Below are 24,283 nucleotides of genomic sequence, written 5' to 3'. Positions count from 1 at the left end.
GAGTATTAATAAGGAATAAATAATAGATTAAATGGAAGTTCAAGGAAGAATTAAAGTGATTGGAGAAACTCAAACTTTTGGTAACAATGGTTTTAGAAAAAGAGAAATTGTAGTTACAACAGAGGAGCAATACCCACAGCATATTATGGTGGAGTTTGTGCAAGACAAAACAGATTTGTTAGACAACTATCAAGTTGGTCAGCAAGTAAAAATAAGTATAAATTTACGTGGAAGGGAATGGGTAAACCCACAAGGTGAAACAAAATATTTCAACTCCATTCAAGGATGGAGAATAGAGGCCTTGCAATCTGAAGCTTCAGGCACAAACATGCCACCTGTGCCACCAGCAGATGCGTTTGAACCAGCGGGTGATTTAAACGATGATGACCACGACGATTTACCGTTTTAAATAATTTCTGTCACCCTGAGCACAGTCGAAGGGTATCAACAATCAACCTTTCAGTTTATATTGAAAGGTTTTTTATTTTTAAGAATGCATTATCTCACCAATAAAATATGGTTTCCAAATGTAAATGAAGCGACTAAAGAGGGCTTGCTCGCCATGGGTGGCGATTTATCTGCTGAGCGTTTGTTGCTCGCTTATAGAAATGGCATTTTCCCTTGGTTTGAGATGGATAGCCCAATTTTATGGTGGTCGCCAGACCCGCGTTTTGTGCTGTTTCCAGAAAAGTTGAAGGTGTCTAAAAGTATGAGGCAGTTTATTAACAACACTAATTTTACAATAACGGTCAATAAAGATTTTGAAGCCGTAATAACGGAATGCTCCAAAGCAAAAAGGGCAGGGCAATCAGGAACCTGGATAACCGATAGTATGATTGAATCTTATGTAAAACTTCATAAATTGGGGCATGCAAAATCTGTTGAAGCTTGGAAAGGAAGTGATTTGGTGGGCGGACTTTATGGTGTTGATTTAAACAACGGAGTGTTTTGTGGAGAGAGCATGTTCTCGAAAGAAAGCAATGCAAGCAAGGTTGCCTTTATCACGTTTGTACAAAACACCGATTATAAATTATTTGATTGCCAAGTTTATACCAAACATTTGGAAAGTTTAGGGGCTGAAGAGATTCCTAGAAATGCTTTTTTGAGCTATTTAAATGTGTAGCCCAAAATATTCTATCTTGTAAAGGCGTAATTTTTGAAATGAAAAAAATCATAATTTTAATGTTGACCATTTCTTTTTTCAAGTTTGGAAATGCCCAAATTTTAAAAAAGGAAATTCCAGATAAACTTGTTGTCTTAACCTTTGATGATGGCTGTGCAAGTCATCACTCCATTGTGGCACCTTTACTAAAAAAGTACAAGTTTAATGCCACCTTTTTCATGTGTGAGTTTCCGCCCAATTATAAGGATAGCACAAAATATATGACATGGGAACAGGTTAAAAAACTTTCTGAAATGGGTTTTGAAGTTGCAAATCATACCCTTTCGCATAAACATATTAATAGGCTTTCTAAATCGCATGCAATAGAGGAGATTAGAGCAATAGAGGCCAAATGCGATTCTGTTGGAATTTCAAAGCCAGCGTCATTTGCTTATCCAGCATACGATTTAAATGCTCAATCCTTGGAAATTTTAAGGGAATTAAATTATAAATATGCCCGTGCAGGAGGGAAGAGACCTTATAACCCTCTGGAAGACCATCCGTATTTAATTCCGAGTTGGGCAATGAAAACAGATAATATTGAATTGATTCGGACTGCTTTTTCCGAGGCAAAAAATGGTAATATAGTTGTAATTACCGTTCATGGTGTCCCCGATATTGAGCATCCTTGGGTTGATACATCGCCAGAAGTTTTTAAGTCGCATTTAGAGTTTCTATCAAGGAATAATTATAAGGTAATCTCTATTAGTGATTTGGACGATTATATTGATGTTGACGAGGCATTAAAAACAATAATTCCAGATTTGGATAAGCCATTAAAAAACTAGTATTTAACCAATTTTATAAATTTTTAGACCTCATTATACCTAAAACATCCAACTTCGTGGTCGTTTACCATACCCGTGGCTTGCATATGGGCATAAACCACAGTGGTGCCAACAAATTTAAATCCGCGTTTTTTTAAGTCTTTGTTAATAGTATCGCTTAAAGGTGTGTTTGCGGGTGCACTTTTGTGGTTTTTTAGGGTGTTTTTTATAGGTTTGCCATCAACAAAACCCCAAATGTATTTACTGAAACTGCCAAATTCTTCCTGTATTTTGATAAATGCTTGGGCATTGGTAACAGTAGCCTTTACTTTTAATTTGTTTCGTATTATCCCAGCATCAAGCAGTAAACTGTCCATTTTATCTTGGGTGTAAAGGGCTATTTTTTTATAATCGAAATCATCAAAAGCTTTTCTGAAATTTTCGCGTTTTCTTAGAATAGTAATCCAGCTCAACCCTGCTTGAAAAGTTTCTAAAGTTAAAAATTCAAACAAGGTTTCATCATCGTAAACAGGAACGCCCCATTCCTTATCATGATAAGTTTCATAAAGGTCATCACCAACACACCAACCACATCTGTGTAACGAATTCATATTTTGTTCAGGTTTAAAGTAAAAGTATGACAAATATCATCTTAAATAAAATATGTTGCATCTAAATTTGTGGCTTTAAGTATTGTTTCAATGTTAATAAATGAATTATGGATACCACAATTAATGACAGCCTAAATTGCAGCATGTCTTACAAGGAATATAGGGATTTGGTAAAGAAGATGGCCGAAAATAATTCTACCACGGGTTTAGAAAAGACTGAAGTTTATACAGATTTTACGTTGCTTAATGATAAACGGATGAAGCGTTGGGACAAAACCTTAAAGATTTCTGAAGAGTCCCAGCAAAAGATTTTAGAATTCAAACACCCTATAACTTGGTTGGCCATTGCCGAGAGTTGGTGTGGCGATGGTGCCCATATGCTTCCTGCCTTGAATAAGGTGGCAGAGTTGAGTAAATACATAGAATTGAAAATTGTACTTAGAGATGAAAACCCTGAACTTATGGATGCATTTTTAACTTATGGAACCCGGTCTATTCCAAAAGTAATTATGATTGATAACGAAACAGGAGCGGTTTTGAACACTTACGGACCAAGACCAAGTGAGGCCACGGCTTATGTAAACAGATTTAAGGCTAAATACGGAAAACTAACACCAGAATTTAAGGAAGATTTACAACATTGGTATAACAAAAACAAGGGGCAAAATATCATTGAAGATATAACCGAAATGTTATGCAAGCTAGAGCCTACCGTTTGCCAATAAAATGAAATGTAATGGAGCCCAATTGGTTTTCTTTTGTGGGGTCAGCACTAAATTTAGAATCTTTGGCATATTCCAAGGCATGCTCAATCAAGCACTCATTTGAAGATGTTGATGAGGTGTTTAAATAAGTATCGGTAACATTTCCTTTTGAATTAACCGTAATATTTACCACAATTTTTCCATCAACCTCACACAAATAAACAGGTATGGGAATATAGATTTTATTGCGGTTTACCAAAGAATAGCTGATGGTGCTTTTATGGTTGTTGTTTTCAGAAAGCTGCTTTTTTAAAACCTCGTTGGCCTTGTTGAATTTTGAAAGCTCGTCTTGGTTTAATTTTGAATCATCCGGAATTTCATACTCTCTTTTTAACGCGTCACTGTTTTCTGAAATATCACTTGCTTTGGGAACATAGTCTTCGGGTGGTGCAATGCGCTCGTATGCTTGGGCAAAGTGCTTATTTTCTTGTGTTTCGTTAAAAGCGCTATTTGTTTCGGCTTTAGCGTTGTTCAGTTTTTCTAAAGCTTCAAGCTGCTTGATTTCTTCATCAGTAGGTTCTTTTTCGGGCTCAAGTTCATAGTAACTTTCAGAAAGAAATTCACTGTGCTTTTTTAGACCGAGATTAAAAACAGATAGTACTACCGTTCCGGAAATTAGAAAAGTAAGTAGAAGCGCTCTATGTTGATCTGTTAGGTGCAAATCTTAAAAATTATAGGTTTGGGTTCGCTAAATATACGTAAAATTAGATAATTTAGTTTTTTAGGCTATCTATAAAGCTTTCTATGGTAAGCGCATCATCAACGTTGAAGCTACCGATTTTTGTGCGCCTAAGTGCCGATAAATGGGCTCCAGACTGTAAGGCTTTGCCAAAATCGTTAGCCAAAGAGCGGATATAGGTGCCCTTGCCGCAAACCACTCTAAAGTCAATGTTTGAAGAGCCTGTACTGAGCGCAGTCGAAGTATCGATTTTTGTGATTTCAAACTCGGAGATATGAACATTTCTTGGTTTTATTTCAACATTTTCACCTGCTCTGGCAAATTCATATAAACGTTTCCCATCCTTTTTTATGGCCGAAAAAACAGGCGGAAATTGCTCAATGTCTCCAATAAACTGTTTGGTGGTTGCTTTGATTAAGTCTTCCGAAATATGTTCAGTTGGAAAGGTTTCATCAATTTCGGTTTCCATATCAAAAGAAGGTGTGGTGCTTCCCAAAACAAAAGTGCCGGTGTATTCTTTTGTTTGTGCTTGAAATGTATCAATTTGTTTGGTCATCTTTCCTGTGCAGATTACCAATAAACCAGTAGCCAAGGGGTCTAAAGTGCCGGCATGACCCACTTTTATCTTTTTTATTTTGAATGCTTGTTTTATCTCCCACCGCAGTTTGTTCACTACTTGAAAGGACGTCCAATGCAATGGTTTGTCTATGAGTAAAACTTGTCCGGAAAGATAATCTTCTGCGGTTGGCATGCTAATTAAAGAAAGTGTAAATAATGGCAATAAGCCCAACTATAGCGCAATAAACTGCAAAATAAGTGAGCTTACTTCTTCTTACCAAAGAAATCATCCAAGTACAGGCAAATAGCCCCGCTACAAAGGCTGCAATAAATCCGATGGAGAGTGTAGTAAAATTTCCGCTGTTATAAGTTAATTCACCACTAAGCACATCTTTGGCAATTTTACCAAAAATAAGGGGAACAACCATAAGGAACGAAAATCTGGCTGCTTTAGTTTTATCGTTGCCCAACAATACTGAAGTTGAAATGGTTGCGCCTGATCGTGAAATACCAGGAAGCATCGCAATGGCTTGAGAAATGCCAATAACAAAAGCATTCATAAATGATACTTCTTTGTTCGTGTTTCTGGCCTTATCAGCTAAAAATAAAAGTATGCCTGTAATGATGAGCATGCTGCCCACCAAAAGTATATTGCCACTAAAAAGTTGTTCCAATTGTTTTTCAAAAAAAAGCCCGATTGCCACTGCTGGAATCATAGATACGGCAATTTTTGCCATAAATTGTAGGTCCTCGTTCCACTTAAATTTTAGCGCGCCTATTATGAGCGAAATAATATCTTTTCTAAAAACAACCATCGTGCTCAATGCCGTTGCAAAGTGCAGTACTACGGTAAAAAGCAAACTTTCTTCGGGAACAGAATGGTCGCCTAAAATAGCTTTCCCAAGTTCTAAATGGCCACTGGATGAAACGGGTAAAAATTCGGTAAGTCCTTGAATGATGCCGAGGATAATCGCGTCTATTATTTCCATGGCGTAAAAATATTAAAATAGTGCTACAAAAAGCTTTTTCATCCTTAAACTTTGAGAAATTGAAGTATTTTAGACTGATGAAGATCGTTGTAGCGCCCGACAAGTTTAAAAACTCACTCACTGGATGGCATTTTTGCAATGCAGTTGAGGAAGGTATTCATGCTATAAATCCAGATGTAGAGTTAATAAAATTACCACTTGCAGATGGGGGTGACGGCACAATGGACGTTTTAAAGCATCATCTAAATGGTGAGCTGGTTCGTATTGAAGTAAACAATCCTTTTTTTAATCCTACGCTTGCCACTTATTTATATGCCGAAAAGTCAAAAACTGCTTTTATTGAAATGGCAGAAGCTTCTGGAATGAAATTATTGAAACCAGAGCAATTAGATTGCAAAAACGCCACAACTTTTGGCACTGGCGAAATGATTGTTGATGCCATAAACAAGGGCGCATGGAAAATTATTTTGGGTATTGGTGGCAGTGCAACCAACGATTGTGGTATTGGCATGGCAACAGCTTTGGGTTATCGGTTTTTAGATAAAAATAAAAGAACGGTGAAGCCAATTGGTGTCAACTTAGCAAAAATTGAATCTATTGATGTGACTTACGTTCATCCAAAATTAAATGAGGTGGCGTTTGAAATTGCATGCGATGTTGAAAATCCATTATATGGAAAAGATGGAGCGGCTTTTGTTTATGCGGCTCAAAAAGGAGCGACAGTTGATGATATAATAATACTTGATTCTGGGTTAAGGCACCTTTCAAAAATCATAGAAGAAATTTTTAATGTTAATCCACAAAATGTAAAAGGTGCTGGAGCAGCTGGAGGCATGGGGATAGCTTCAAAAGTATTTTTAAATGGAGAGTTGCAACCTGGAATTCAACTTATTAGAAGAGTGGTAAAGTTTGACGAAAAAATAAAAAATGCTGATTGGATTATTACAGGTGAAGGCACTTTAGATAAGCAAACCTTATCAGGCAAAACAGTTCATGGTGTGGTAACTTCTACGAAAGCGAAAAATATTAAAGTGGCCGCATTATGCGGTGATTTAAAATTAAGCGAAAAAGAACTCAAAAATTTTGGAATTGATTATGCCGATTGGGTTTTACGGCACGCCAAAGATTTAAATGATGCTTTGGAAAACAGTTATGACTATGTAAAAAAAATGGCAACTGAATTTGCCAAGAAAGTACTTTTGTAATTACTTATCCGGATTCAGCAAAATGGCGTAAATCTCAAATCCAAAACCAACTAGTACTACCAATGGAGCAAGCCTAATACGTCTCCAACTAAAAATTTCAGGGTTAAAAACATTGGGGTCATCGCTACCACCGCCGGCCATCAAAATAAAACCAAGCGCTATAACGGCCAGACCTATAAACATGAATTTATAGTTTTTCTTTCCAAATACAAACGTCGGTTTTGCTTCTTCTTTTCGTTTTTTTTCTCCCATGATTTTTCCTTGCTGAAAAATTTTAGTGCAAAATAACAGATTTATTTAAAACAATGGTGTTAACGGCTCTCTAAATTATTGAATCGTTTAGAAAGTATAAGATTCCTTCGAAGTTATTCCTCTTCAATAAGTGTTAAACTCAGTTTTCCATATTGCTCCGTTGAGTCGTTGGCATCAATTTGATAGGTGTATTTTCCTTTTTCCAAAGGTGTTTCGCCTACGAAATCGATTGGTTGAATGGTATATATTTCACCATCGATTTCCAACTCTACAAAACCATACCGATATGCCTTTTCAAATAGTTTGTATTCAGATTTTTCACCAGGATTAAGATTTTCGTAATCTGCTGAAATAGCGGTTATGTTTTTATAATCGAAAGTGCTAACATTCGAAATTCGAATAAGTGCTTGTGTGTTTTTCAGGTCGTCATCGGCACAACCTAAAATCAAAGAAAAAATAACTGATAAAATTAAGATTCTAGAAAGTTTCATATTGAAAATATTTTAGCTAAAACACTAATAATATAACTCGTCTGTTTTTAAATTTAAAAAGCGTTGGGTTGCAAAATGGGTGCTTATCCAAGTAATTACAATACCTAAGGCAAATACAACTGCGAATAAAAGCACGATTAAAATAGGTGTGTTTAGCAAGCCCAATTCTGGGAATGTTTGATTGACGTAATAAAGTACAATGCCCATGCCTATTAAAGCCAAAACGGCACCAATAATACCCAAACGCACGCTTTTCCAAACAAATGGGCGACGAATAAATTGCTTGGTAGCCCCAACCATTTGCATGGTTTTAATAGTGAATCGTTTTGAGTAAACCGATAGCCTAATGGAACTGTTTATCAGCAGCACGGCGATTAAAGTGAAAATACCACTAATCACCAAAACCCAAAAACTGATTTTTTTAACGTTATCATTCATCAGGTTTACAAGGTCGTTATCGTAAGTCACTTCGTCCACAAAGTTTTTGGAGGTTGCTTCAGCGGAAATTTTCTCGAGTTGTTCCGAGGTAACAAAATCAGCTTTTAAATGCACATCAATGGAATTTTGTAACGGATTGTAACCCACAAAATCCATAAAATCCTCACCGTTTTCAGCTTTCATAAATTCGGCAGCCTGCTCTTTTGAGACATATTCGGTAGATTTTACATAATCTGCCATGGCTAAACTTTTTTCCAATTGATTGATTTCAACTTCTTTGGCAGAATCCTTTAAGTAAATGGTCAGTACCACTTGTTCCTTAAAATGGTCAGATACCTTTTTGGCATTAAGTACTAGCATACCCAATAATCCCAATAAAAACAAAACCAAAGCTATGCTGAGCACCACCGAAAAATAGGAAGAAATCAGTCTGCGTTTTTGGTGTTTTTCAAAAGATGAACTCATAAATTATGGATTAACGGCGTAAAAATATAAAAGAAAACTTGATTCATTAAAAAATTACAACGTTTAAACTTGCTACATTGTTTTATTTGGTTGGTTTCTTTTCGCGCTTGCCCGTAATATAAACTCCAGTTGCAACCAAAATACAGCATAGAATTTTAATAAAACTAATATCTTGGGCATATGCACTTTGCACAAACAGAAAAGCAATGATGCTTACCAAAACAAAACTAACAACAGGTTGTAAATACACATAACTGCTGGCAACGGAAGGCATTACATATTTTAGTGCATAAATATTAAATAGGTAAGCCAAAAACGTCGTGAATAAAACCACATAACCAATGGTTAAATAGGTACTTGTTGTAAAAGCTTCAAAATTGGTATTCAAAAAGTCGTTTATGCCAAAAGGAAAAACATAAATGAATCCGAATAAAAATATGTAACTAATCACGGTAAGTGCGTTGTATTTTTGCATTAAGGTTTTTGCAAGGACCATGTATAAAGCAAAACTAGCGGCATTTAAAAACACATATAAGTTTCCTAGGAATGAGCTTGTGCCCTGCGTTTTATTTCCGTAAAGAATTAAAAAAATAGCACCTGAAGCCGCCAATGCAATACCCACTATTTTGTTTTTGGTGATTCGTTCCTTTAAAATGAAAAAACTAAAAATCAAAACTAAAACAGGTGCCGCGGTTTGAATTATTGAAGCATCTATTGGGGATGTTAAATTTATGCCATGAAAAAACAGCATTTGGTTTAAAGCGCCTCCAAATAGTCCACAAAGAGCAAGTTTTAATAGGTCTTTTTTGGCAACTTTTTCCTTGACGAACAATAGTTTAAAAGTCCAAAACAACAACACACAACAGGAAAGTCTAATGAAAATAAATGCAGAAGGACCAATTTTATTGGGCATAATGCCTTTGGCAATAATATAATTTGCCCCATAAATGATATTGGTTGCCAATAAGGCCAAATGTGCCCTTGTTGTGTTCTGTAACAAACTTAATGTGTTATTTATGATGCGAAATTACAAATTGCTTTTTCAAACAAAATTATAATTGCCAGTTTATATTCAATTTCTTTATAATGAATGTCATTAAACACAATCAAACGCTTTCAAGTTTCTATATAAACCGTAAATTTGCGCTTTCAAAAAAGCAGAAATACAACAGATGAAATACGATTTCAATCAAATCGAGAAAAAGTGGCAGGACTATTGGGCAAAAAACCAAACGTTTAAAGCAGAAAACAATAGCAATAAACCAAAATATTATGTTTTGGATATGTTTCCTTATCCAAGTGGTGCGGGTTTACATGTTGGACATCCGCTAGGTTATATTGCCAGTGATATTTATTCACGCTACAAGCGCCATCAAGGGTTTAACGTATTGCATCCGCAAGGGTATGATTCTTTTGGCTTGCCTGCCGAACAATATGCCATTCAAACGGGGCAACATCCTGCCATTACGACTGCCGAAAATATAAAAACTTATCGCCGTCAGTTAGACCAAATAGGTTTTTCATTTGATTGGAGCCGTGAAGTTCGTACTTCCGATCCCAAATATTACAAATGGACGCAGTGGATTTTTATTCAACTATTCAACTCGTGGTACAATTACAAAATTGATAAGGCCGAAGATATTTCAGAATTGATTAAAATTTTTGAAGTAGAAGGCAATGCAAATGTTAACGCTGCTTGTGATGATGATGTCGAAATGTTTTCTGCTGAAGATTGGAAGAAATTTGATGGTGTCAAGCAACAAAAAATATTACTCCAATTTCGCTTAACGTATCTAGCTGAAACCGAAGTGAACTGGTGTCCTGCATTGGGAACGGTTTTAGCGAATGACGAAATTGTAAACGGCGTTTCAGAGCGTGGTGGGCATCCTGTTGTACGCAAAAAAATGACACAATGGAGTATGCGAATTTCGGCGTATGCAGAACGTTTGCTTCAAGGTTTAGAAACCATTGACTGGACCGATTCACTCAAGGAAAGCCAACGAAATTGGATTGGAAAATCGGTTGGTGCTTCCGTGAAGTTTAACGTTATGCCGAATGTCACCCTGAGCGCAGTCGAAGGGTCTCAAATTGAAGTTTTCACAACGCGACCCGACACCATTTTCGGAGTAAGCTTTATGACGTTGGCTCCAGAGCATGAACTCGTGCTACAAATAACAACTCCAGAACAAAAAGCTGAAGTTGAAGCTTACATTGAAGCGACTGCAAAACGCAGTGAGCGCGATAGAATGGCCGATGTAAAAACCATTTCAGGTGCGTTTACTGGCGCTTATGTTGAGCATCCATTTACCAAAGAACCAATTCCGGTTTGGATTGGCGATTACGTATTGGCAGGCTACGGTACAGGCGCTGTAATGAGTGTGCCTTGTGGCGACCAGCGTGATTATGATTTTGCAAAGCATTTCAACATCCCCATCCAAAATATTTTTGCTGGCGTTGATATTAGCGAAGAAGCCTTCGCCGATAAAGAAAAAACCATTATTGCCAATAGCGACTTTTTAAATGGTTTAAGCTATAAAGAAGCCACTAAAAAAGTCATTCAAGAACTTGAAAAATTAGGTCAAGGACAAGGAAAAACCAATTACCGTTTGCGCGATGCGGTGTTTAGCCGTCAGCGTTATTGGGGCGAGCCATTTCCGGTGTATTATGTAGATGGCATGCCGCAAATGATTGACATCAAATATTTACCCATCGAGTTACCAGAAGTTGAAAAATATCTCCCAACCGAAACGGGTGAACCACCATTAGGCAACGCTACAAAATGGGCGTGGTGTACCGAAACTAATACAGTGGTTGATAATGATAAAATAGACAACAAAACGGTGTTCCCGTTGGAGTTGAATACCATGCCAGGGTGGGCAGGAAGTAGCCAATATTTTAACCGCTACATGGACCCGCATAACGACCAAGAAATCTTCTCAAAAGAAGCCATTGATTATTGGCAACAGGTAGATTTATACATTGGTGGTAGCGAGCATGCCACAGGGCATTTGTTGTATTCGCGTTTTTGGCAAAAATTTATGTTTGATAAAGGTTATGTAAACCACGACGAATTTGCCAAAAAATTGATTAACCAAGGGATGATTTTGGGTACGAGTGCTTTTGCATATGGTTTTGGTCCAGGTCTTGCTTATGAATATCCGGATGATGTAGTTAAAGCTGCAAAAGCAGGAATAGTGAATAAAAAGTTTGTTATTCCAAAAGAATCTTATGACAAAGGGATTGAGGGAGAATTAGATAATGTTACTCAAAAGATTGTCGACGATATAATTGCTGAATATAAATCACATGGAATTAATGTGAAGTATGTAGGTGAAGAATTTAGTGGAACATTTACTCCCTTTAGAATAAGTCTTAATAACCTAAAAGGCACAAGCGATATTTTAGATGTTGAATCTATTAGAAAAGATCCTTTATTTAGTTTTATATCTGAAGCAGAATTTATTTTGGATGAAAATGGTGATTATGTCACTCATAGAGACGTCGAAAAAATGTCTAAATCCAAATATAATGTGGTCAATCCAGACCAAATTTGTGAAGATTATGGTGCCGATAGTTTACGTCTTTACGAAATGTTTTTAGGGCCTTTAGAGCAATACAAACCTTGGAATACTGCTGGTATAACAGGTGTGCACAGTTTCCTTAAAAAACTTTGGAAAATATATGTTAGTGAAAATGGATTAAATGTTACCGATGCGGCACCAACCAAAGACAGTTTAAAAACGCTGCATAAAACCATTAAAAAAGTACAGGAAGATATCGAGAATTTCTCGTTTAATACTTCGGTATCCACCTTTATGATTGCAGTAAACGAGTTAACAGCTCAAAAATGCACCAGTAAAGGCATTTTAGAACCCTTATTGATTTTAATTTCACCGTATGCGCCACACATAGCCGAGGAATTGTGGAGCAAGTTAGGTAATAGTGAATCTATTTCAACAGCGCCTTTTCCAAAATTTGATGAAAGCCATTTGGTGGAAAGCAGTAAAAATTACCCGATTTCTTTCAATGGAAAAATGCGTTTCACGTTAGAATTACCGTTAGACATGAGCAAAGAGGATATTGAAAAAACTGTTCTAGAAAACGAAAAAACCCAAGAGCAATTACAAGGGAGAACGCCTAAAAAAGTAATTGTAGTGCCCGGTAAAATTGTAAACATCGTTGGGTAATTACATCGAAATAACAGGATTTATAGCTGCGGTTTTAACCACAGCGGCTTTTTTACCCCAAGTATATAAAACCTGGAAAACACAAGACGTTTCTGCTCTATCGCTACCCATGCTTTTAATGTTTTTTGTTGGTGTCTTCACTTGGCTTATCTATGGGTTTCTCAAAAACAGTCCATCCATAATTTTTGCAAATAGCATTACCATTGTATCTGCTTTTTTGTTGATTTATTTCAAAATCGTCTATACAAAAAGATAGCTGAGAATATTAATGCTCTTTTTTTCCAACAATTACGGTAGATAGTCCCATTGAGTTTAAAATCAACTTATCAATAATCTTAATTATTGGAACAAAAGTGTTGTAGAGTTGCATTTGCCCTTTCGGAATTGTTTTTTTTCTTAAGATTTTACCACTTACAAACCAGCCCAGAATGCCGACAAAGTTAAAATATTGTTTGTGTATTATTTTTAAATTGGAATTAATAAATACATTAGAAAGTGAAGATTTGGTGTAGCGCCTGTAATGCCCCAGTTCAGTGTCAAATTGGTTAAAAAGAGTTCGGTACGAAGGCACTAAAATTATGGCACACCCATTTTTTGCCAGTAACTTATAGCAGTTTCTTAAGGCCAATACGTCATCTTTTATATGCTCCACAACGTTGAGGGCGAAAACGGTATCGTACTTAGCCAAATGATGTTGGTATTTGTAGTCAAAATCAGGGTGTGTTAAGTCTAAAACCTCAGCGCCCAAAAAATTGGAATGTTGGTTGAATTTGTCGTTTAGTTTAGTGCAATAGTTTTCTCTAATATCGCTTAAAAAAATAGGATAACCGTCTTTAATAAAGAAAGTTGAAATATTCCCAATACCGCTACCAATCTCAAGAATGTTTCCTTTGCAAAAAGGTTTGATGGTTTGGTACATCCATTGATTGAATTTGTCGGCTTGGGCAATGGTGTCCAGAGTCTCTAGGCCAAATTCATCATTTTCCTTAAACTCAAATTTCTGATCCATTACTTAAAAAGATTATACCTTAAAATGCAGTATATGGCATGAAAACCATCTTTCCAGCCAATTTTTTTGCCCTCATCGTATGTTCTCCCGTAATAGGAAATACCAACTTCGTAAATCCGGATATTTTTGATTTTTGAAATTTTGGCCGTCACTTCTGGTTCAAAACCAAACCGTTTTTCTTTCAGTGTTACAGATTTAATAATTTCTTTTTTAAAGACTTTATAACACGTTTCCATATCGGTAATGTTGATGCCTGTTAAGAGATTGGATAGAAAAGTCAATAATTTGTTTCCAATGGTATGGAAAAAGAAAAGTACTCTGTGGGGGTATCCACCAACAAACCTTGACCCATAAACCACGTCTGCAAAACCATCCAAAATAGGCTTTAAAAGTCGGTTGTATTCATTAGGGTCATATTCTAAATCGGCGTCCTGAATAATAATAAAATCGCCATTTGCCTCGGCAATACCTGTATGGATGGCAGCACCTTTACCCTGATTTTTTTCGTGTCGAACAACTTTAAGCGGAAAATTTGGGTTTTCAGATTTAAAATTTTCAATGGATTTTAGAGTACCGTCTGAGGAGCAATCATCAACAATGATAACATCTTTTTTAATGTTTTCAATAAGTTCAACTTTTTTTATGTTGTTTAGTATAGGAAGAACTGTATGCTCTTCGTTAAATGTTGGTATGATTATAGATAGTTTTTGGCTCACAGATTTATGTTGAATTGATTTAGCTGAATATGCTCGAGTACTGAAAATTAGTTTTATAAGTCTATTTTAAGACATTTAGCCTTTTGTTAAATCCTTGTGCGGCAAACATACAATAAATTGGCAAAATTGGAACTAAAAAACGAGATGCGCCTGAAGGACCTGTTAAAGCTGCAATGTAGATTATAATGCACAAAGTGAAAAGAGAAATGGGTAATTTACGGTTTTCTTGCTTTAGCCAAAATAAAATAAAACCAACAGCTTTAATGATGTTGAAAAGTAGGATGAAGGGCAGCAAAATTAATATCAAAAAAGGTTGTTCCTTAAAATACTGAAAAGCACCTGCAATGCCACTTTTGTTAAGATGTGCTAAAAAGCCTTCCTCTTCTTTATTTTTGTAGTTGAAAAAATTATACAAATCAAACCGGCCAGGGTCTAAAAACATCATGGCACTTCCTCTTACATGATGCCAAGCATAGCTAAAAAGGTCTTTTTTTATGTAATCAACACATGTTGTTTTTATCGTTTTTTGTCTTTCTTTATAGTTGGTTGTATTATTGGCTTTAGAGCTAATTTCATTATTTACTTTCTGTGCAAAATCTTCACCGTATTTCTTGATGTGGAAGTATTTTAGATTGTAATTTTTTAAACTTAAGTTTTGAATGCTCGAAAACTCGTAGCTCCCTGTTCTTTGGGCATTCCAAGAAATATACATGAAAAATGCAGCAATGGGAATTAACGAGAATAGATAAGCCTTTTTCACAATTTTCTTGGTTAGCCATAAGCAAATTAAAACATTGGGAATAATGAATAGATAAAAAACAGGTTTTGTTAGAAAAAGTAAAACGATGATGATCTGGGAGTACAAAACATATTTTAATTTTTTCGTCTGAATGGTTTTGTGAAAAGTATAACAAAGCAGGATGATGAGGAATTGGAGCAAAATTTCACTCATTAAATAGTTTGCATAAATAAATTGACTTAATGAAATGATTATTAGAGTAACGAATAATTTAACATTGACTTGCTTAAAATAATGCTTAAAAATTTTCAGAGTTAGTACAATTCCTAAAAATGACAGGATGTTTTGAACAATGATAACCGCAGTTTTGCTCTTCAAGAAAAATGAAAAGACCAAAACAAAAATGCCATAAAAAGGAGGTCTTTTGGTATATTCTTCAAAATTTATTTGTGCATTTAAATCGGCTGAATAAAAGGTGAAGTGGTTCTTTATGTTTTCAGCTAATTGATAATATTCATGTGAGTCCTGTAAAAAAAAATCGCCTAAAGAAATTTTTACAAAAAGGAATATTAAGTGAACAATTGCTAAAACGATTAGCGTATAGTAGGTTGTTCTGTAATTAAAACCCATTAATTTTAATGCAAAAGGTTAAGTTTTATTCAAAGGTAGTTTATTTATTATAACCACAGAATAATAAGGAGAATTATGGTGTTTTTGTCCTTTTTTAGGTTTTTAGACTCGGTATGTTGTTAATCCTATCAATCTAATCGATTTTATATAATTGTTAGTAAAATGTTAAATTTTATATATATTTTTTAACTAAAACAGCTAAATAGTGTTTATTTTCAATTTAATTAATTTAATTTTGCGCTTTGATTTTAAATAACCTAAAAATAAAGCAAATGAAAATTGGTGTTCCTATTGAAATAAAAAACAACGAGAACAGAGTGGGTATGACACCTTCTGGTGTTTTTGAACTTACCAAAAGAAACCATGAGGTTTATGTGCAAAAAAATGCCGGGTTTAACAGTGGTTTTCATGACGAAGATTACATTGAAGCTGGAGCTATAATCCTAGAAACCATTGAGCAGGTTTACGATATTGCAGAAATGATCGTAAAAGTTAAAGAGCCAATAGAAAAGGAATATGATTTAATTAGACCGGACCAAGTGGTGTTTACTTATTTTCATTTTGCTTCAAGTGAGGTGTTGACAAATGCCATGATCAAAAGTAACGCTGTATGCATTGCCTACGAAACTGTAGAAGATGAAGATGGAACGTTGCCATTGTTGGTTCCAATGTCGGAGGTTGCAGGGCGTATGTCTATTCAGCAAGGCGCAAAATATTTGGAGAAACCAATTAAAGGCCGTGGTATTTTGTTGGGTGGTGTTCCGGGAGTTCCGCCAGCAAAGGTTTTAATTCTAGGTGCTGGCGTCGTGGGTTATCAAGCTGCAAAAATGGCCGCAGGATTAGGGGCTTTGGTTATTATAATGGACATCAATATGAAAGCCCTGCGTTATGTTAGCGATTCCATGCCAAATAACGTTATTAGCGAATTTTCGAGTGAATATAACATACGAAAGCATATCAAGGATTCCGATTTAATCATCGGCGGTGTTTTGATTAAAGGTGCAAAGGCACCCAAACTTATTACACGAGATATGCTAAAAGATATGCGTCATGGCACTGTTATGGTTGATGTAGCTGTAGATCAAGGCGGATGTTTTGAAACCACAAAGCCTACAACACATGAGCACCCAACCTATATTATTGATGAAGTAGTTCATTACAGCGTTGCCAACATGCCGGGGGCTGTTCCTTATACGTCAACCGTGGCATTAACAAACGTAACGTTGCCTTATGTTATAAGGTTGGCTAACGATGGCTGGAAGAAAGCTTGCAAAGACAGCAAATCTTTGTCTAAAGGTCTAAACATTGTAAACGGTAAAATTGTTTACAAAGAAATAGCCGAAGCCTTTGATATGGAGTTTGCCGATGCATAACAAGAAATAAACTGTTTTAAAAACGGAATGCCTTCAATAAGGTTTTCCGTTTTTTTTTATTATCCTGAAATCAGGATGTTAATTTTAACACAATTTTAAATACTGACATAATATCATACCAGATTAAATGGCGTTATTTTTGTTATATTTAGTTCAAGTTAAATTTTAAAAAAGAAAAACAAATGCTAGGATATTATATATTAATTGGAGCCATTGCACTCGTAAGTTGGATGGTGAGTAATACATTGAAGCGAAAGTTTGAAAAATATTCAAAAGTTCAGCTTCGTAATGGGATGAGCGGTAAAGAAATTGCGGAAAAAATGCTGTCAGATAATGGCATCTACGATGTTGAGGTTATCTCGACCCCAGGACAGTTGACTGATCATTACAATCCAAAGAATAAAACAGTAAATTTAAGCGAAGCTGTCTATAACCAACGTAATGCAGCTGCTGCTGCTGTAGCGGCACACGAATGTGGTCATGCGGTTCAACATGCAAAAGCATATCAATGGTTGCAAATGCGCTCGGCCTTAGTGCCCATCGTTAGTATAACATCCGGAATGTCTCAATGGTTGATCATTGGTGGCTTAATTTTAGGTGGAGCTGCTGGTCTCGGATTAGGCTGGTGGGTAGCTGCCGCTGGTGTGGCATTTATGGGATTTGCTACTTTATTTAGTTTTATTACGCTTCCTGTTGAGTATGATGCAAGCAATAGGGCGTTGGCATGGTTGAAAAATAGAAACATGGTATCGCCAGAGGAATATGCTGGTTCCGAGGATGCCTTAAAATGGGCAGCGAGAACATATTTGGTTGCAGCCATAGGTGCTTTGGCTAACTTGTTATACTGGGCGCTTCAAGTATTTGGTGGCAGGGATTAAATCTGAAAAACTTTTAATTAAAAGCCTTGAATAGATTCAAGGCTTTTTTTTGTCATTTTGTTAAGCTTAAATAATTCAAAATAGGAGAAAATAATCTTATCTTCATAAGGTAAAAAGGTCTTTTTTGAAAGCACAAAAATTATATGATATTACTATTGTTGGCGGAGGCATTGTGGGTGCTGCAACGGCTTATAAACTTCAGCTGAAATATCCGCATTTACACTTGTTGCTCATTGAAAAAGAAAATGAATTGGCCGCACACCAAACGGGCAATAATTCTGGGGTTATACACTCTGGATTATACTATAAACCAGGTTCTGCCAAAGCAAAAAACTGTGTTGATGGCCGAAAGCAATTGGTAAAGTTTGCAAGGGAATACGGTATTAAACACGACGTTTGTGGCAAGGTTGTGGCGGCAGTTGAGGAGTCTGAATTGCCCTTTATGGACAAAATTTTTCAAAACGGTTTGGCAAACAATACTGAAGGCATTGAAAAAATTAATGCCAGTCAGTTAAAAGAAATTGAGCCTTTTGTAAACAGCATTGGAGGCATTTGGGTGCCATGTACAGGCATAGTTGATTTTAGAGGAACCACCGAGAAATTAGCGGAATTGGTTTTAGCCAAACAATCAAAAAGCAAAATTGTCTTAAGTGAAAAGGTTGTGGATTGCGTCCATGAAGCTGAAACAAGCACGATAATAACATCAAAAAATAAGTACAAAACAAAGCATGTCATTTTTTGTGGTGGGTTGCAAGCCGATAGGCTGGCGAAAAAAGACAATGTAAAACTCAAAGAAAAAGTGGTCGGTTTTCGGGGCGATTATTATAATTTAACGGAACAAGCCAAAGTAAAGGTTAAAAACTTAATTTATCCAATGCCGAATCCTGCATTTCCATTTCTTGGTGTTCATTTCACGCGGATGGTTAATGGCGATGTGGAATGTGGTCCGAATGCGGTTTTAACGTTTAAAAGAGAAGGGTACAATAAAACCGATTTCAACATAAAAGACACGTTGGATGCGCTATCTTATTCCGGAACATGGAACCTGTTATTTAACCACACCAAATTTGCTATTAATGAATATCGACGGGCATTTTCAAAAAAACTATTTCTAAAAACCTTGCAGCGTTTAATTCCGTCTTTAACTATGGAGGATATTGAACCCGGAAGAGCAGGGGTCCGCGCGATGCTGCTAAAAGAAGACGGCAAGATGCAAGACGATTTTAGGATTGAATATAAAGAAAGGAGCATACATGTTTTAAACGCTCCATCGCCTGCGGCAACAGCATGTCTGGCTATTGGCGATAGAATTAGTGAAATGGCGACTGAACGTTTCGTTTTAGATTCATAACTTTACAAGTATGCAACATTCGTCTAAACTTCCACATGTTGGAACCACTATATTTTCAATTATGAGCGCTTTGGCAGCAAAGCACAATGCCATTAATTTATCACAAGGCTTTCCTAATTTTAAAAGTGACCAAAAACTAATCGATTTGGTGAGTAAAGCCATGAATTCGGGATATAACCATTATGCGCCGATGCGTGGAAATTTAGAGCTTCGTGAAGCGATTGCTAAAAAAACCGAATTGGTTTATAATGAAAGTTACCACCCTGAAACCGAAATTGTAGTTACAGCTGGTGCAACTCAAGCCATTTTCACCATTATTTCAACATTTGTAAAATCTGGTGACGAGGTCATTGTTTTTAAACCAGCCTATGACAGTTACGAACCTAATGTGGAGCTAAATGGCGGAATTTCTGTGCCTATTCAATTGGATGCTTCTAACAATTTTAAGGTGGATTGGAACATGGTGAAAGCGAAAATTAATGAGCGCACCAAAATGATAATCATTAATTCGCCCCACAATCCATCAGGGACAATTTTTTCAAAGTCTGACATGTTGCAACTTGAAGAGCTCACAAAAAACACAAATATTATTGTGTTGAGCGATGAGGTATACGAGCACATGATTTACGATGGGGAAAAGCACCAAAGTGCCTGTCTGTTTCCAGGTTTAAAAGCCAGAGGTTTTGTGGTGTCATCGTTTTGTAAAACCTTTCACAACACAGGTTGGCGTGTAGGTTATTGTTGTGGACCAAAGGAGTTGATTGACGAATTCTTAAAAGTGCACCAGTTTAATGTGTTTTGTATTCACCATCCCACCCAAAAAGGTATTGCCGAATATATGCAAGAACCCAATCATTACTTGCATTTGCCACAGTTTTATCAAGAAAAAAGGGATTTGTTTTTAAGTTTAATAAAAGAATCAAGATTTAAATTTACACCTTCAAAAGGATCGTATTTTCAGGTTTTGGATTATTCTGAAATCACCGAAGAGTACGATGTGGATTATGCCAAAAGATTGACCATTGAAAATGGGCTAGCGTCCATCCCTATGTCGGTTTTCAATACAAATAATCTAGATAATAAAGTGCTGCGGTTTTGTTTTGCGAAAACGGAAGATACCCTAAAAAAAGCGGCCGAAATTCTAAATAAAATATAAGTTACTTTTTATATCTTTTAGTGTCTAAATGACAAGTTTAACTTTTAAAATTACGATTATGAGATTTTTAATGATATTGTTATTTGGGGGTTTAGGTTTCACGATTTGTGCCCAAGAAGTATCTGTTGATGGTATTAACTATGAGGTAAAAGATGAACGCATCCTTAAGAATGGAATAGATGCCACCGATGATTTATCAGTTGAATTGAAAGAAAAAATCAATCATGCTGCAATTGTAAAGAGAGGCCAAATTAAAGAAGCTGAAAAAGTTGAAAAAAGATTAAAAATGGCTGAGAAAAGCCAAAAAAGTGCAGAAAAGAAACAAAAAAAGGCTGAAAAGGCATTAAAGAAGAAGAAAAAAGCGCAATCTGATTTTCAAAAATCAACCAAAAAATATGGGTCAGCTCAAAAAAATTACGATAAATTGAAAAAGAAAGGTAAATTGTCTCCTGAAGATGAAGAAAAATGGCTTGAAAAAATTGATAAGTTTAAAGCCCAAAGTGAGAAGGCTAAAAAGAAATTATAACATATTAAAAGTGCAAAGCCAGATCAAAATAGCGTTAATCCAATCGGATTTAGTTTGGGAAAACCCAGAAAAAAACAGGGAAAACTTTTCAAAAAAGATTCAAAGCATTACAGAATATGTTGATGTTATTGTTCTACCTGAAATGTTCACCACGGGTTTTACCATGAATGCCGATAAGGTTGCGGAATCCATGCAAGGTGAAACTATTGCTTGGATGAAAGAACTAGCTTCCCAAACGAACGCTGCAATTTCAGGGAGCATTATCATTTCAGAGGAAGGCAAATTTTATAACCGCTTTCTTTTTGTAGAACCATCAGGGAAAGTATCATTTTATAACAAGCGCCATACGTTTACTTTGGCAGGAGAGGAAAAGACCTTTACTGCAGGTTCAGATAAAGTGATTATTGATTATAAAGGCTGGAAAATCTGCCCAATGGTTTGTTACGATTTGCGTTTTCCGGTGTGGGCAAGAAATGTTGAAGATTATGATGTTTTAATCTATGTGGCCAATTGGCCAAAACCGCGCATAAATGCTTGGGATACTTTATTGCAGGCAAGGGCCATTGAAAATATGTGCTATTGCATTGGTGTGAACAGGGTTGGCATTGATGGAATAAATATTGAATATTCAGGCCATTCCGGAGCCTACGATGTTTTGGGAAATTCAATAGCCAATTTTAAACCTTTTGAAGATGGCATCAAAATAGCAACACTTGAGCAAAGGCATATTGAAGCTTATAGGAATAAACTAAAATTCTTAAACGATATAGACAGTTTCAAGATTAATTAAACTGAAGGGTTTCTTGAATTCCCCAGTCTGCTCTAATTTCAACATCCTGAAAATAACTTGCCTTTTCAGGTTGCATTTTTTTCAAATAATTGCCCGTATCAAATTTTTTGTTGCCGTTGGTATCGTGGATTACCCTAATGGAATATGTGCCCGGACTTAAATTTAAAAAATCAATTGGGCCTTCTTCATTGGCATAGGTTTCATTTTGAACTTTGCCACTTTTGTCAGTTAATTGAATTATGAGTGGATATTTAGCATTAACCAAAGTAAATCTTACATAACCAAAGTCCGATGCTTTTTGGGTTCTTAAAGAAACATTTATGGTGTCGTTTGTCTTATCAAAAAAGCCTACAAAAGCTTCCGGGAGCATTTGAATCTTGTAAGCATTCTCCTCTGTTTTATCAAAACTTAACGCATAGGTATTGGTGATGCTATCAAAAGATGAATTAAAATCTACAAATGTCGAATCTTTGTCCATGATTGAAATCTTCGACCTATCGAATTTTATAAATGGTGTACTGCCAATTATTTTAAGGTTTTCATCAATGCCAATATTGCTTGAAGGAAGTATTTTTATGGTCAGGGAGTCTCGTTTTTGTTCGCTAATTTTAACCGTAAAATCTTTTTCAAAGTTGAGGTGTGACACATTAAAATTAAGCGAATCTACCTGTAATCTCGGCTTGTACCAATACATCAACGAATCGGTTTTTTCATCCTTGGTAATGCGGTATGTAAAATCCTCTGGTGTTTCAGAAAGGATTTTTATTTTCATATCTTCATAACTGCCTTCATAGCCAAAAGCAATTTTTTCTCCAGTTATCAATTTGGGCCTAGTAGCGTTAAAGTCCAAATTTTCCTTAAACAATTTCAGGGTGTAACTGCTATCTGAAGGCACTTCTATAAACCCTTCGTGAAATGCAATTTGGTCAACCTTCTGCTGAAATTTATTGTCGCCATTGTTATCTTTTAGCGCAATGAGTTTGTAGGTTCCAGCTTTAATGTTTTCAATGGAAAAAGTGGTTAAACTGTCAAGCGTATTGGTTATATATTTAGGCTTTTCTTTATAAATTATAGAGTCAGTATAAGTTGAATCCACTTCATAAAGAGCAACGTTTACAAAAGTTTCTGGTTGTTTTAAAAGGGCATCAACAATGTTTCCTTTTACAGTTAACGAATCAATATAATCTCCTGTAGAAAATACGTAGCGGTAAAATGGATAGGGGTTACCCTCGTTATTGTCTGTAATGCTATTACCAAAATTAAAAGCATACGTGGTGTTAGGCTGTAGGGTATCGAAAATTTTTATGGTGATGTATTTACTTGCGTTTCCCAACGGTGTAATATTTGGTTGGGTGTTCATGGGAGGTGAAATAATCAATTGCTTTTGAAGGTCTTTGATTTTGATGTACTCATCAAAATGAATTTCAATTTCATCAGCTTTAAAATTGATGGAATAGTTTTCGGGAATAGACTTTATAACCTTAGGTGGGGTTTCGTCTTTTGGACCTCCTTCTGGTCGGCCTCGATTGGCACAATTAACAAAAATAAGACCTATAAAAATGGCCAAAATAAAATTTGAAAGGGTCTTGTTCATCAACAATTTTAAATTTTTAACAAAAGTACATGAATTTTTTAGTTCTGAAATTCACAAAAAAACAGAATAAAAAAATTTTTGCACTAGCGAAGCGGTTACTAAAGTGAAATGAAATTTTGCATTTTTTTGAACAAAATTTCAGTTCTTGCTGAAGAAACCTACGTATTTTTAGAGATATAACGGGCAAGTGTTTAAGCTATTGCCATCGTTGCAATGCTAATTTTTATGTTTTCGGCTTGGTTAAGAACGCTTATGCAGGCTTCTAAAGTGGCGCCAGTAGTGATTAAATCGTCCACCAATAAAATGTGTTTGTTTTTTATGCTTTGGGTATTATTTATGGCAAACAACTCGTTGCTCTTGTTCCAACGGGCAAACCGGCTTTTTATGGTTTGCGATTTGGTGTTAGTTACTTTTATCAAAACGTCATCTTTATATTCTGCATTTAAAGCGGTGGCAATTTGTTGCCCAAACTTGGCTACTTGGTTGTAACCACGTTTCTTCAATTTTTTTTTGTGCAACGGAACGGGAATAACCACATCAATGTTTTGATAATCCTCAACTGTTTTTAATTCGCCACCAAGCCAATCGCCGAGAAAAGAGCCTATTTTTTCGTAACTCCGATACTTTAAATTATGGATAAGTTGCTGTACTTTCCCTTTTTTTTCAAACCTAAAAAGTGCTGTACCGTGCTCAATTTTGGCTCGTCCATACAGTACTTTTTCAACGGCATCGCTGCCATCAAAATGAAAGTTGGTAACAGGCAAATCATGTCGACAATCCATACAGATGGCATACTCGTTATCGTTTAACAGATTTTGACAAGCATAACAGACTTTCGGAAAAAATAAATTGATGACTGACCTAAACATTTCATTTTAAACTCTGGCAGGGTAAACTTAAATAAAAAATAAATGCAGCACTTATTTTTCACTAAAAAGCCATTAGTTTAAAGC

Annotated in this window: 26 protein-coding genes; 13 read left to right on the top strand and 13 right to left on the bottom strand. The window is 35.8% G+C overall.

All coding sequences use genetic code 11. The features are described 5' to 3' along the window. The first annotated feature begins 31 nt into the window (after positions 1–31). The 3 genes from WJN01_RS01995 (at position 32) to WJN01_RS01985 (ending at position 1,950) form a co-directional block, all read left to right on the top strand. On the top strand, positions 32–409 hold the full coding sequence (locus tag WJN01_RS01995; RefSeq protein ID WP_445195486.1) for a DUF3127 domain-containing protein: 378 nt from the start codon (positions 32–34) through the stop codon (positions 407–409). Positions 410–493: 84 nt separating this feature from the next. Further along, positions 494–1,123, top strand: a complete 630-nt coding sequence (gene aat, locus WJN01_RS01990; RefSeq protein ID WP_445195485.1) for a leucyl/phenylalanyl-tRNA--protein transferase — start codon at positions 494–496, stop codon at positions 1,121–1,123. A 38-nt stretch (positions 1,124–1,161) separates the two neighbouring features. Continuing rightward, positions 1,162–1,950, top strand: coding sequence for a polysaccharide deacetylase family protein (locus WJN01_RS01985; RefSeq protein ID WP_445195484.1), 789 nt, complete (start codon positions 1,162–1,164; stop codon positions 1,948–1,950). Between the two features lie 23 nt (positions 1,951–1,973). Here WJN01_RS01985 and WJN01_RS01980 read toward each other — a convergent pair whose 3' ends face one another. Further along, positions 1,974–2,540, bottom strand: a complete 567-nt coding sequence (locus tag WJN01_RS01980; RefSeq protein WP_445195483.1) for a DNA-3-methyladenine glycosylase I — start codon at positions 2,538–2,540, stop codon at positions 1,974–1,976. Between the two features lie 107 nt (positions 2,541–2,647). On the opposite strand from WJN01_RS01980, the gene WJN01_RS01975 reads away from it, so the two are divergent. Further along, the gene (locus WJN01_RS01975; RefSeq protein WP_445195482.1) at positions 2,648–3,265 is read left to right on the top strand and encodes a thioredoxin family protein; all 618 of its coding nucleotides are present in this window, start codon (positions 2,648–2,650) and stop codon (positions 3,263–3,265) included. Here WJN01_RS01975 and WJN01_RS01970 read toward each other — a convergent pair. Genes WJN01_RS01970 through WJN01_RS01960 form a run of 3 tightly spaced genes read right to left on the bottom strand, consistent with a single transcriptional unit; the run spans position 3,249 to position 5,530 of the window. Then, entirely contained in the window at positions 3,249–3,965 is a 717-nt protein-coding gene (locus WJN01_RS01970) for a hypothetical protein (RefSeq protein ID WP_445195481.1), read from the bottom strand. The two genes, WJN01_RS01975 and WJN01_RS01970, sit on opposite strands and share 17 nt — an antisense overlap. A gap of 52 nt (positions 3,966–4,017) precedes the next feature. Then, on the bottom strand, positions 4,018–4,734 hold the full coding sequence (truB, locus tag WJN01_RS01965) for a tRNA pseudouridine(55) synthase TruB (protein ID WP_445195480.1): 717 nt from the start codon (positions 4,732–4,734) through the stop codon (positions 4,018–4,020). Between the two features lies 1 nt (position 4,735). Further along, positions 4,736–5,530, bottom strand: a complete 795-nt coding sequence (locus tag WJN01_RS01960; RefSeq protein WP_445195479.1) for an undecaprenyl-diphosphate phosphatase — start codon at positions 5,528–5,530, stop codon at positions 4,736–4,738. A 77-nt stretch (positions 5,531–5,607) separates the two neighbouring features. On the opposite strand from WJN01_RS01960, the gene WJN01_RS01955 reads away from it, so the two are divergent. Further along, a complete protein-coding gene (locus WJN01_RS01955) occupies positions 5,608–6,735 on the top strand; it encodes a glycerate kinase (RefSeq protein ID WP_445195478.1) in 1,128 nt (375 codons plus the stop codon). Here WJN01_RS01955 and WJN01_RS01950 read toward each other — a convergent pair whose 3' ends face one another. The 4 genes from WJN01_RS01950 to WJN01_RS01935 form a co-directional block, all read right to left on the bottom strand. After that, a complete protein-coding gene (locus tag WJN01_RS01950; protein ID WP_445195477.1) occupies positions 6,736–6,987 on the bottom strand; it encodes a DUF3098 domain-containing protein in 252 nt (83 codons plus the stop codon). Positions 6,988–7,100: 113 nt separating this feature from the next. Then, the gene (locus tag WJN01_RS01945) at positions 7,101–7,478 is read right to left on the bottom strand and encodes a hypothetical protein (RefSeq protein ID WP_445195476.1); all 378 of its coding nucleotides are present in this window, start codon (positions 7,476–7,478) and stop codon (positions 7,101–7,103) included. Between the two features lie 24 nt (positions 7,479–7,502). Beyond that, positions 7,503–8,381, bottom strand: a complete 879-nt coding sequence (locus tag WJN01_RS01940; protein ID WP_445195475.1) for a cell division protein FtsX — start codon at positions 8,379–8,381, stop codon at positions 7,503–7,505. A gap of 82 nt (positions 8,382–8,463) precedes the next feature. Continuing rightward, positions 8,464–9,381, bottom strand: a complete 918-nt coding sequence (locus WJN01_RS01935) for a DMT family transporter (protein WP_445195474.1) — start codon at positions 9,379–9,381, stop codon at positions 8,464–8,466. A gap of 172 nt (positions 9,382–9,553) precedes the next feature. Between WJN01_RS01935 and WJN01_RS01930 the strand changes: the two genes are divergently transcribed. Together WJN01_RS01930 and WJN01_RS01925 are read left to right on the top strand one after the other, a co-directional pair. Further along, the gene (locus WJN01_RS01930; RefSeq protein ID WP_445195473.1) at positions 9,554–12,568 is read left to right on the top strand and encodes a leucine--tRNA ligase; all 3,015 of its coding nucleotides are present in this window, start codon (positions 9,554–9,556) and stop codon (positions 12,566–12,568) included. Continuing rightward, positions 12,561–12,824 (top strand): SemiSWEET family sugar transporter, encoded by a 264-nt coding sequence (locus tag WJN01_RS01925; RefSeq protein WP_445195472.1) that lies wholly within the window; start codon positions 12,561–12,563, stop codon positions 12,822–12,824. Before WJN01_RS01930 ends, WJN01_RS01925 begins: the two co-directional genes overlap by 8 nt. A 9-nt stretch (positions 12,825–12,833) precedes the next feature. On the opposite strand, the gene WJN01_RS01920 is transcribed toward WJN01_RS01925, so the two are convergent. The 3 genes from WJN01_RS01920 to WJN01_RS01910 all read right to left on the bottom strand — a co-directional run bounded on the left by WJN01_RS01920 (position 12,834) and on the right by WJN01_RS01910 (position 15,662). Beyond that, positions 12,834–13,577 carry a class I SAM-dependent methyltransferase gene (locus tag WJN01_RS01920; RefSeq protein ID WP_445195471.1) on the bottom strand — a complete coding sequence of 248 codons (744 nt, stop codon included), beginning with the start codon at positions 13,575–13,577 and terminating at the stop codon, positions 12,834–12,836. Next, positions 13,577–14,293, bottom strand: coding sequence for a glycosyltransferase family 2 protein (locus WJN01_RS01915; protein WP_445195470.1), 717 nt, complete (start codon positions 14,291–14,293; stop codon positions 13,577–13,579). The genes WJN01_RS01920 and WJN01_RS01915 overlap by 1 nt, the downstream gene beginning before the upstream one ends. A 61-nt stretch (positions 14,294–14,354) precedes the next feature. Further along, entirely contained in the window at positions 14,355–15,662 is a 1,308-nt protein-coding gene (locus WJN01_RS01910) for a glycosyltransferase family 39 protein (protein ID WP_445195469.1), read from the bottom strand. 272 nt (positions 15,663–15,934) lie between these two features. Between WJN01_RS01910 and ald the strand changes: the two genes are divergently transcribed. From ald to WJN01_RS01880, 6 genes are all read left to right on the top strand, one after another. Next, positions 15,935–17,035: an alanine dehydrogenase gene (gene ald, locus WJN01_RS01905; RefSeq protein ID WP_445195468.1), complete on the top strand. Its 1,101-nt coding sequence runs from the start codon at positions 15,935–15,937 to the stop codon at positions 17,033–17,035. 182 nt (positions 17,036–17,217) lie between these two features. Then, positions 17,218–17,913 carry a zinc metallopeptidase gene (locus WJN01_RS01900; protein WP_445195467.1) on the top strand — a complete coding sequence of 232 codons (696 nt, stop codon included), beginning with the start codon at positions 17,218–17,220 and terminating at the stop codon, positions 17,911–17,913. 124 nt (positions 17,914–18,037) lie between these two features. Further along, positions 18,038–19,264, top strand: coding sequence for an L-2-hydroxyglutarate dehydrogenase (gene lhgD, locus WJN01_RS01895; RefSeq protein WP_445195466.1), 1,227 nt, complete (start codon positions 18,038–18,040; stop codon positions 19,262–19,264). A 10-nt stretch (positions 19,265–19,274) separates the two neighbouring features. Continuing rightward, complete coding sequence (locus tag WJN01_RS01890) at positions 19,275–20,420, top strand: methionine aminotransferase (protein ID WP_445195465.1); 1,146 nt, start codon at positions 19,275–19,277, stop codon at positions 20,418–20,420. 58 nt (positions 20,421–20,478) lie between these two features. Further along, positions 20,479–20,946 carry a hypothetical protein gene (locus tag WJN01_RS01885; protein WP_445195464.1) on the top strand — a complete coding sequence of 156 codons (468 nt, stop codon included), beginning with the start codon at positions 20,479–20,481 and terminating at the stop codon, positions 20,944–20,946. A gap of 10 nt (positions 20,947–20,956) precedes the next feature. Continuing rightward, entirely contained in the window at positions 20,957–21,736 is a 780-nt protein-coding gene (locus tag WJN01_RS01880) for an amidohydrolase (RefSeq protein ID WP_445195463.1), read from the top strand. Here the strand turns inward: WJN01_RS01880 and WJN01_RS01875 are convergent. Continuing rightward, complete coding sequence (locus WJN01_RS01875) at positions 21,729–23,330, bottom strand: Ig-like domain-containing domain (protein ID WP_445195462.1); 1,602 nt, start codon at positions 23,328–23,330, stop codon at positions 21,729–21,731. The genes WJN01_RS01880 and WJN01_RS01875 overlap by 8 nt on opposite strands. A 191-nt stretch (positions 23,331–23,521) precedes the next feature. Beyond that, positions 23,522–24,199, bottom strand: a complete 678-nt coding sequence (locus WJN01_RS01870) for a ComF family protein (protein ID WP_445195461.1) — start codon at positions 24,197–24,199, stop codon at positions 23,522–23,524. Positions 24,200–24,283 lie beyond the last annotated feature (84 nt).

This window comes from Tamlana sedimenti (assembly GCF_038148895.1).
Taxonomy (GTDB): domain Bacteria; phylum Bacteroidota; class Bacteroidia; order Flavobacteriales; family Flavobacteriaceae; genus Tamlana.
This window is presented reverse-complemented; position numbering and strand designations above follow the sequence as displayed.

Coding starts and splice junctions, on each gene's coding strand:
- WJN01_RS01995 (WP_445195486.1), top strand. CDS start 32: ATGGAAGTTCAAGGAAGAATTAAAGTGATTGGAGAAACTCAAACTTTT.
- aat (WP_445195485.1), top strand. CDS start 494: ATGCATTATCTCACCAATAAAATATGGTTTCCAAATGTAAATGAAGCG.
- WJN01_RS01985 (WP_445195484.1), top strand. CDS start 1,162: ATGAAAAAAATCATAATTTTAATGTTGACCATTTCTTTTTTCAAGTTT.
- WJN01_RS01980 (WP_445195483.1), bottom strand. CDS start 2,540: ATGAATTCGTTACACAGATGTGGTTGGTGTGTTGGTGATGACCTTTAT.
- WJN01_RS01975 (WP_445195482.1), top strand. CDS start 2,648: ATGGATACCACAATTAATGACAGCCTAAATTGCAGCATGTCTTACAAG.
- truB (WP_445195480.1), bottom strand. CDS start 4,734: ATGCCAACCGCAGAAGATTATCTTTCCGGACAAGTTTTACTCATAGAC.
- WJN01_RS01960 (WP_445195479.1), bottom strand. CDS start 5,530: ATGGAAATAATAGACGCGATTATCCTCGGCATCATTCAAGGACTTACC.
- WJN01_RS01955 (WP_445195478.1), top strand. CDS start 5,608: ATGAAGATCGTTGTAGCGCCCGACAAGTTTAAAAACTCACTCACTGGA.
- WJN01_RS01950 (WP_445195477.1), bottom strand. CDS start 6,987: ATGGGAGAAAAAAAACGAAAAGAAGAAGCAAAACCGACGTTTGTATTT.
- WJN01_RS01945 (WP_445195476.1), bottom strand. CDS start 7,478: ATGAAACTTTCTAGAATCTTAATTTTATCAGTTATTTTTTCTTTGATT.
- WJN01_RS01940 (WP_445195475.1), bottom strand. CDS start 8,381: ATGAGTTCATCTTTTGAAAAACACCAAAAACGCAGACTGATTTCTTCC.
- WJN01_RS01930 (WP_445195473.1), top strand. CDS start 9,554: ATGAAATACGATTTCAATCAAATCGAGAAAAAGTGGCAGGACTATTGG.
- WJN01_RS01920 (WP_445195471.1), bottom strand. CDS start 13,577: ATGGATCAGAAATTTGAGTTTAAGGAAAATGATGAATTTGGCCTAGAG.
- WJN01_RS01910 (WP_445195469.1), bottom strand. CDS start 15,662: ATGGGTTTTAATTACAGAACAACCTACTATACGCTAATCGTTTTAGCA.
- ald (WP_445195468.1), top strand. CDS start 15,935: ATGAAAATTGGTGTTCCTATTGAAATAAAAAACAACGAGAACAGAGTG.
- WJN01_RS01900 (WP_445195467.1), top strand. CDS start 17,218: ATGCTAGGATATTATATATTAATTGGAGCCATTGCACTCGTAAGTTGG.
- WJN01_RS01890 (WP_445195465.1), top strand. CDS start 19,275: ATGCAACATTCGTCTAAACTTCCACATGTTGGAACCACTATATTTTCA.
- WJN01_RS01885 (WP_445195464.1), top strand. CDS start 20,479: ATGAGATTTTTAATGATATTGTTATTTGGGGGTTTAGGTTTCACGATT.
- WJN01_RS01875 (WP_445195462.1), bottom strand. CDS start 23,330: ATGAACAAGACCCTTTCAAATTTTATTTTGGCCATTTTTATAGGTCTT.
- WJN01_RS01870 (WP_445195461.1), bottom strand. CDS start 24,199: ATGTTTAGGTCAGTCATCAATTTATTTTTTCCGAAAGTCTGTTATGCT.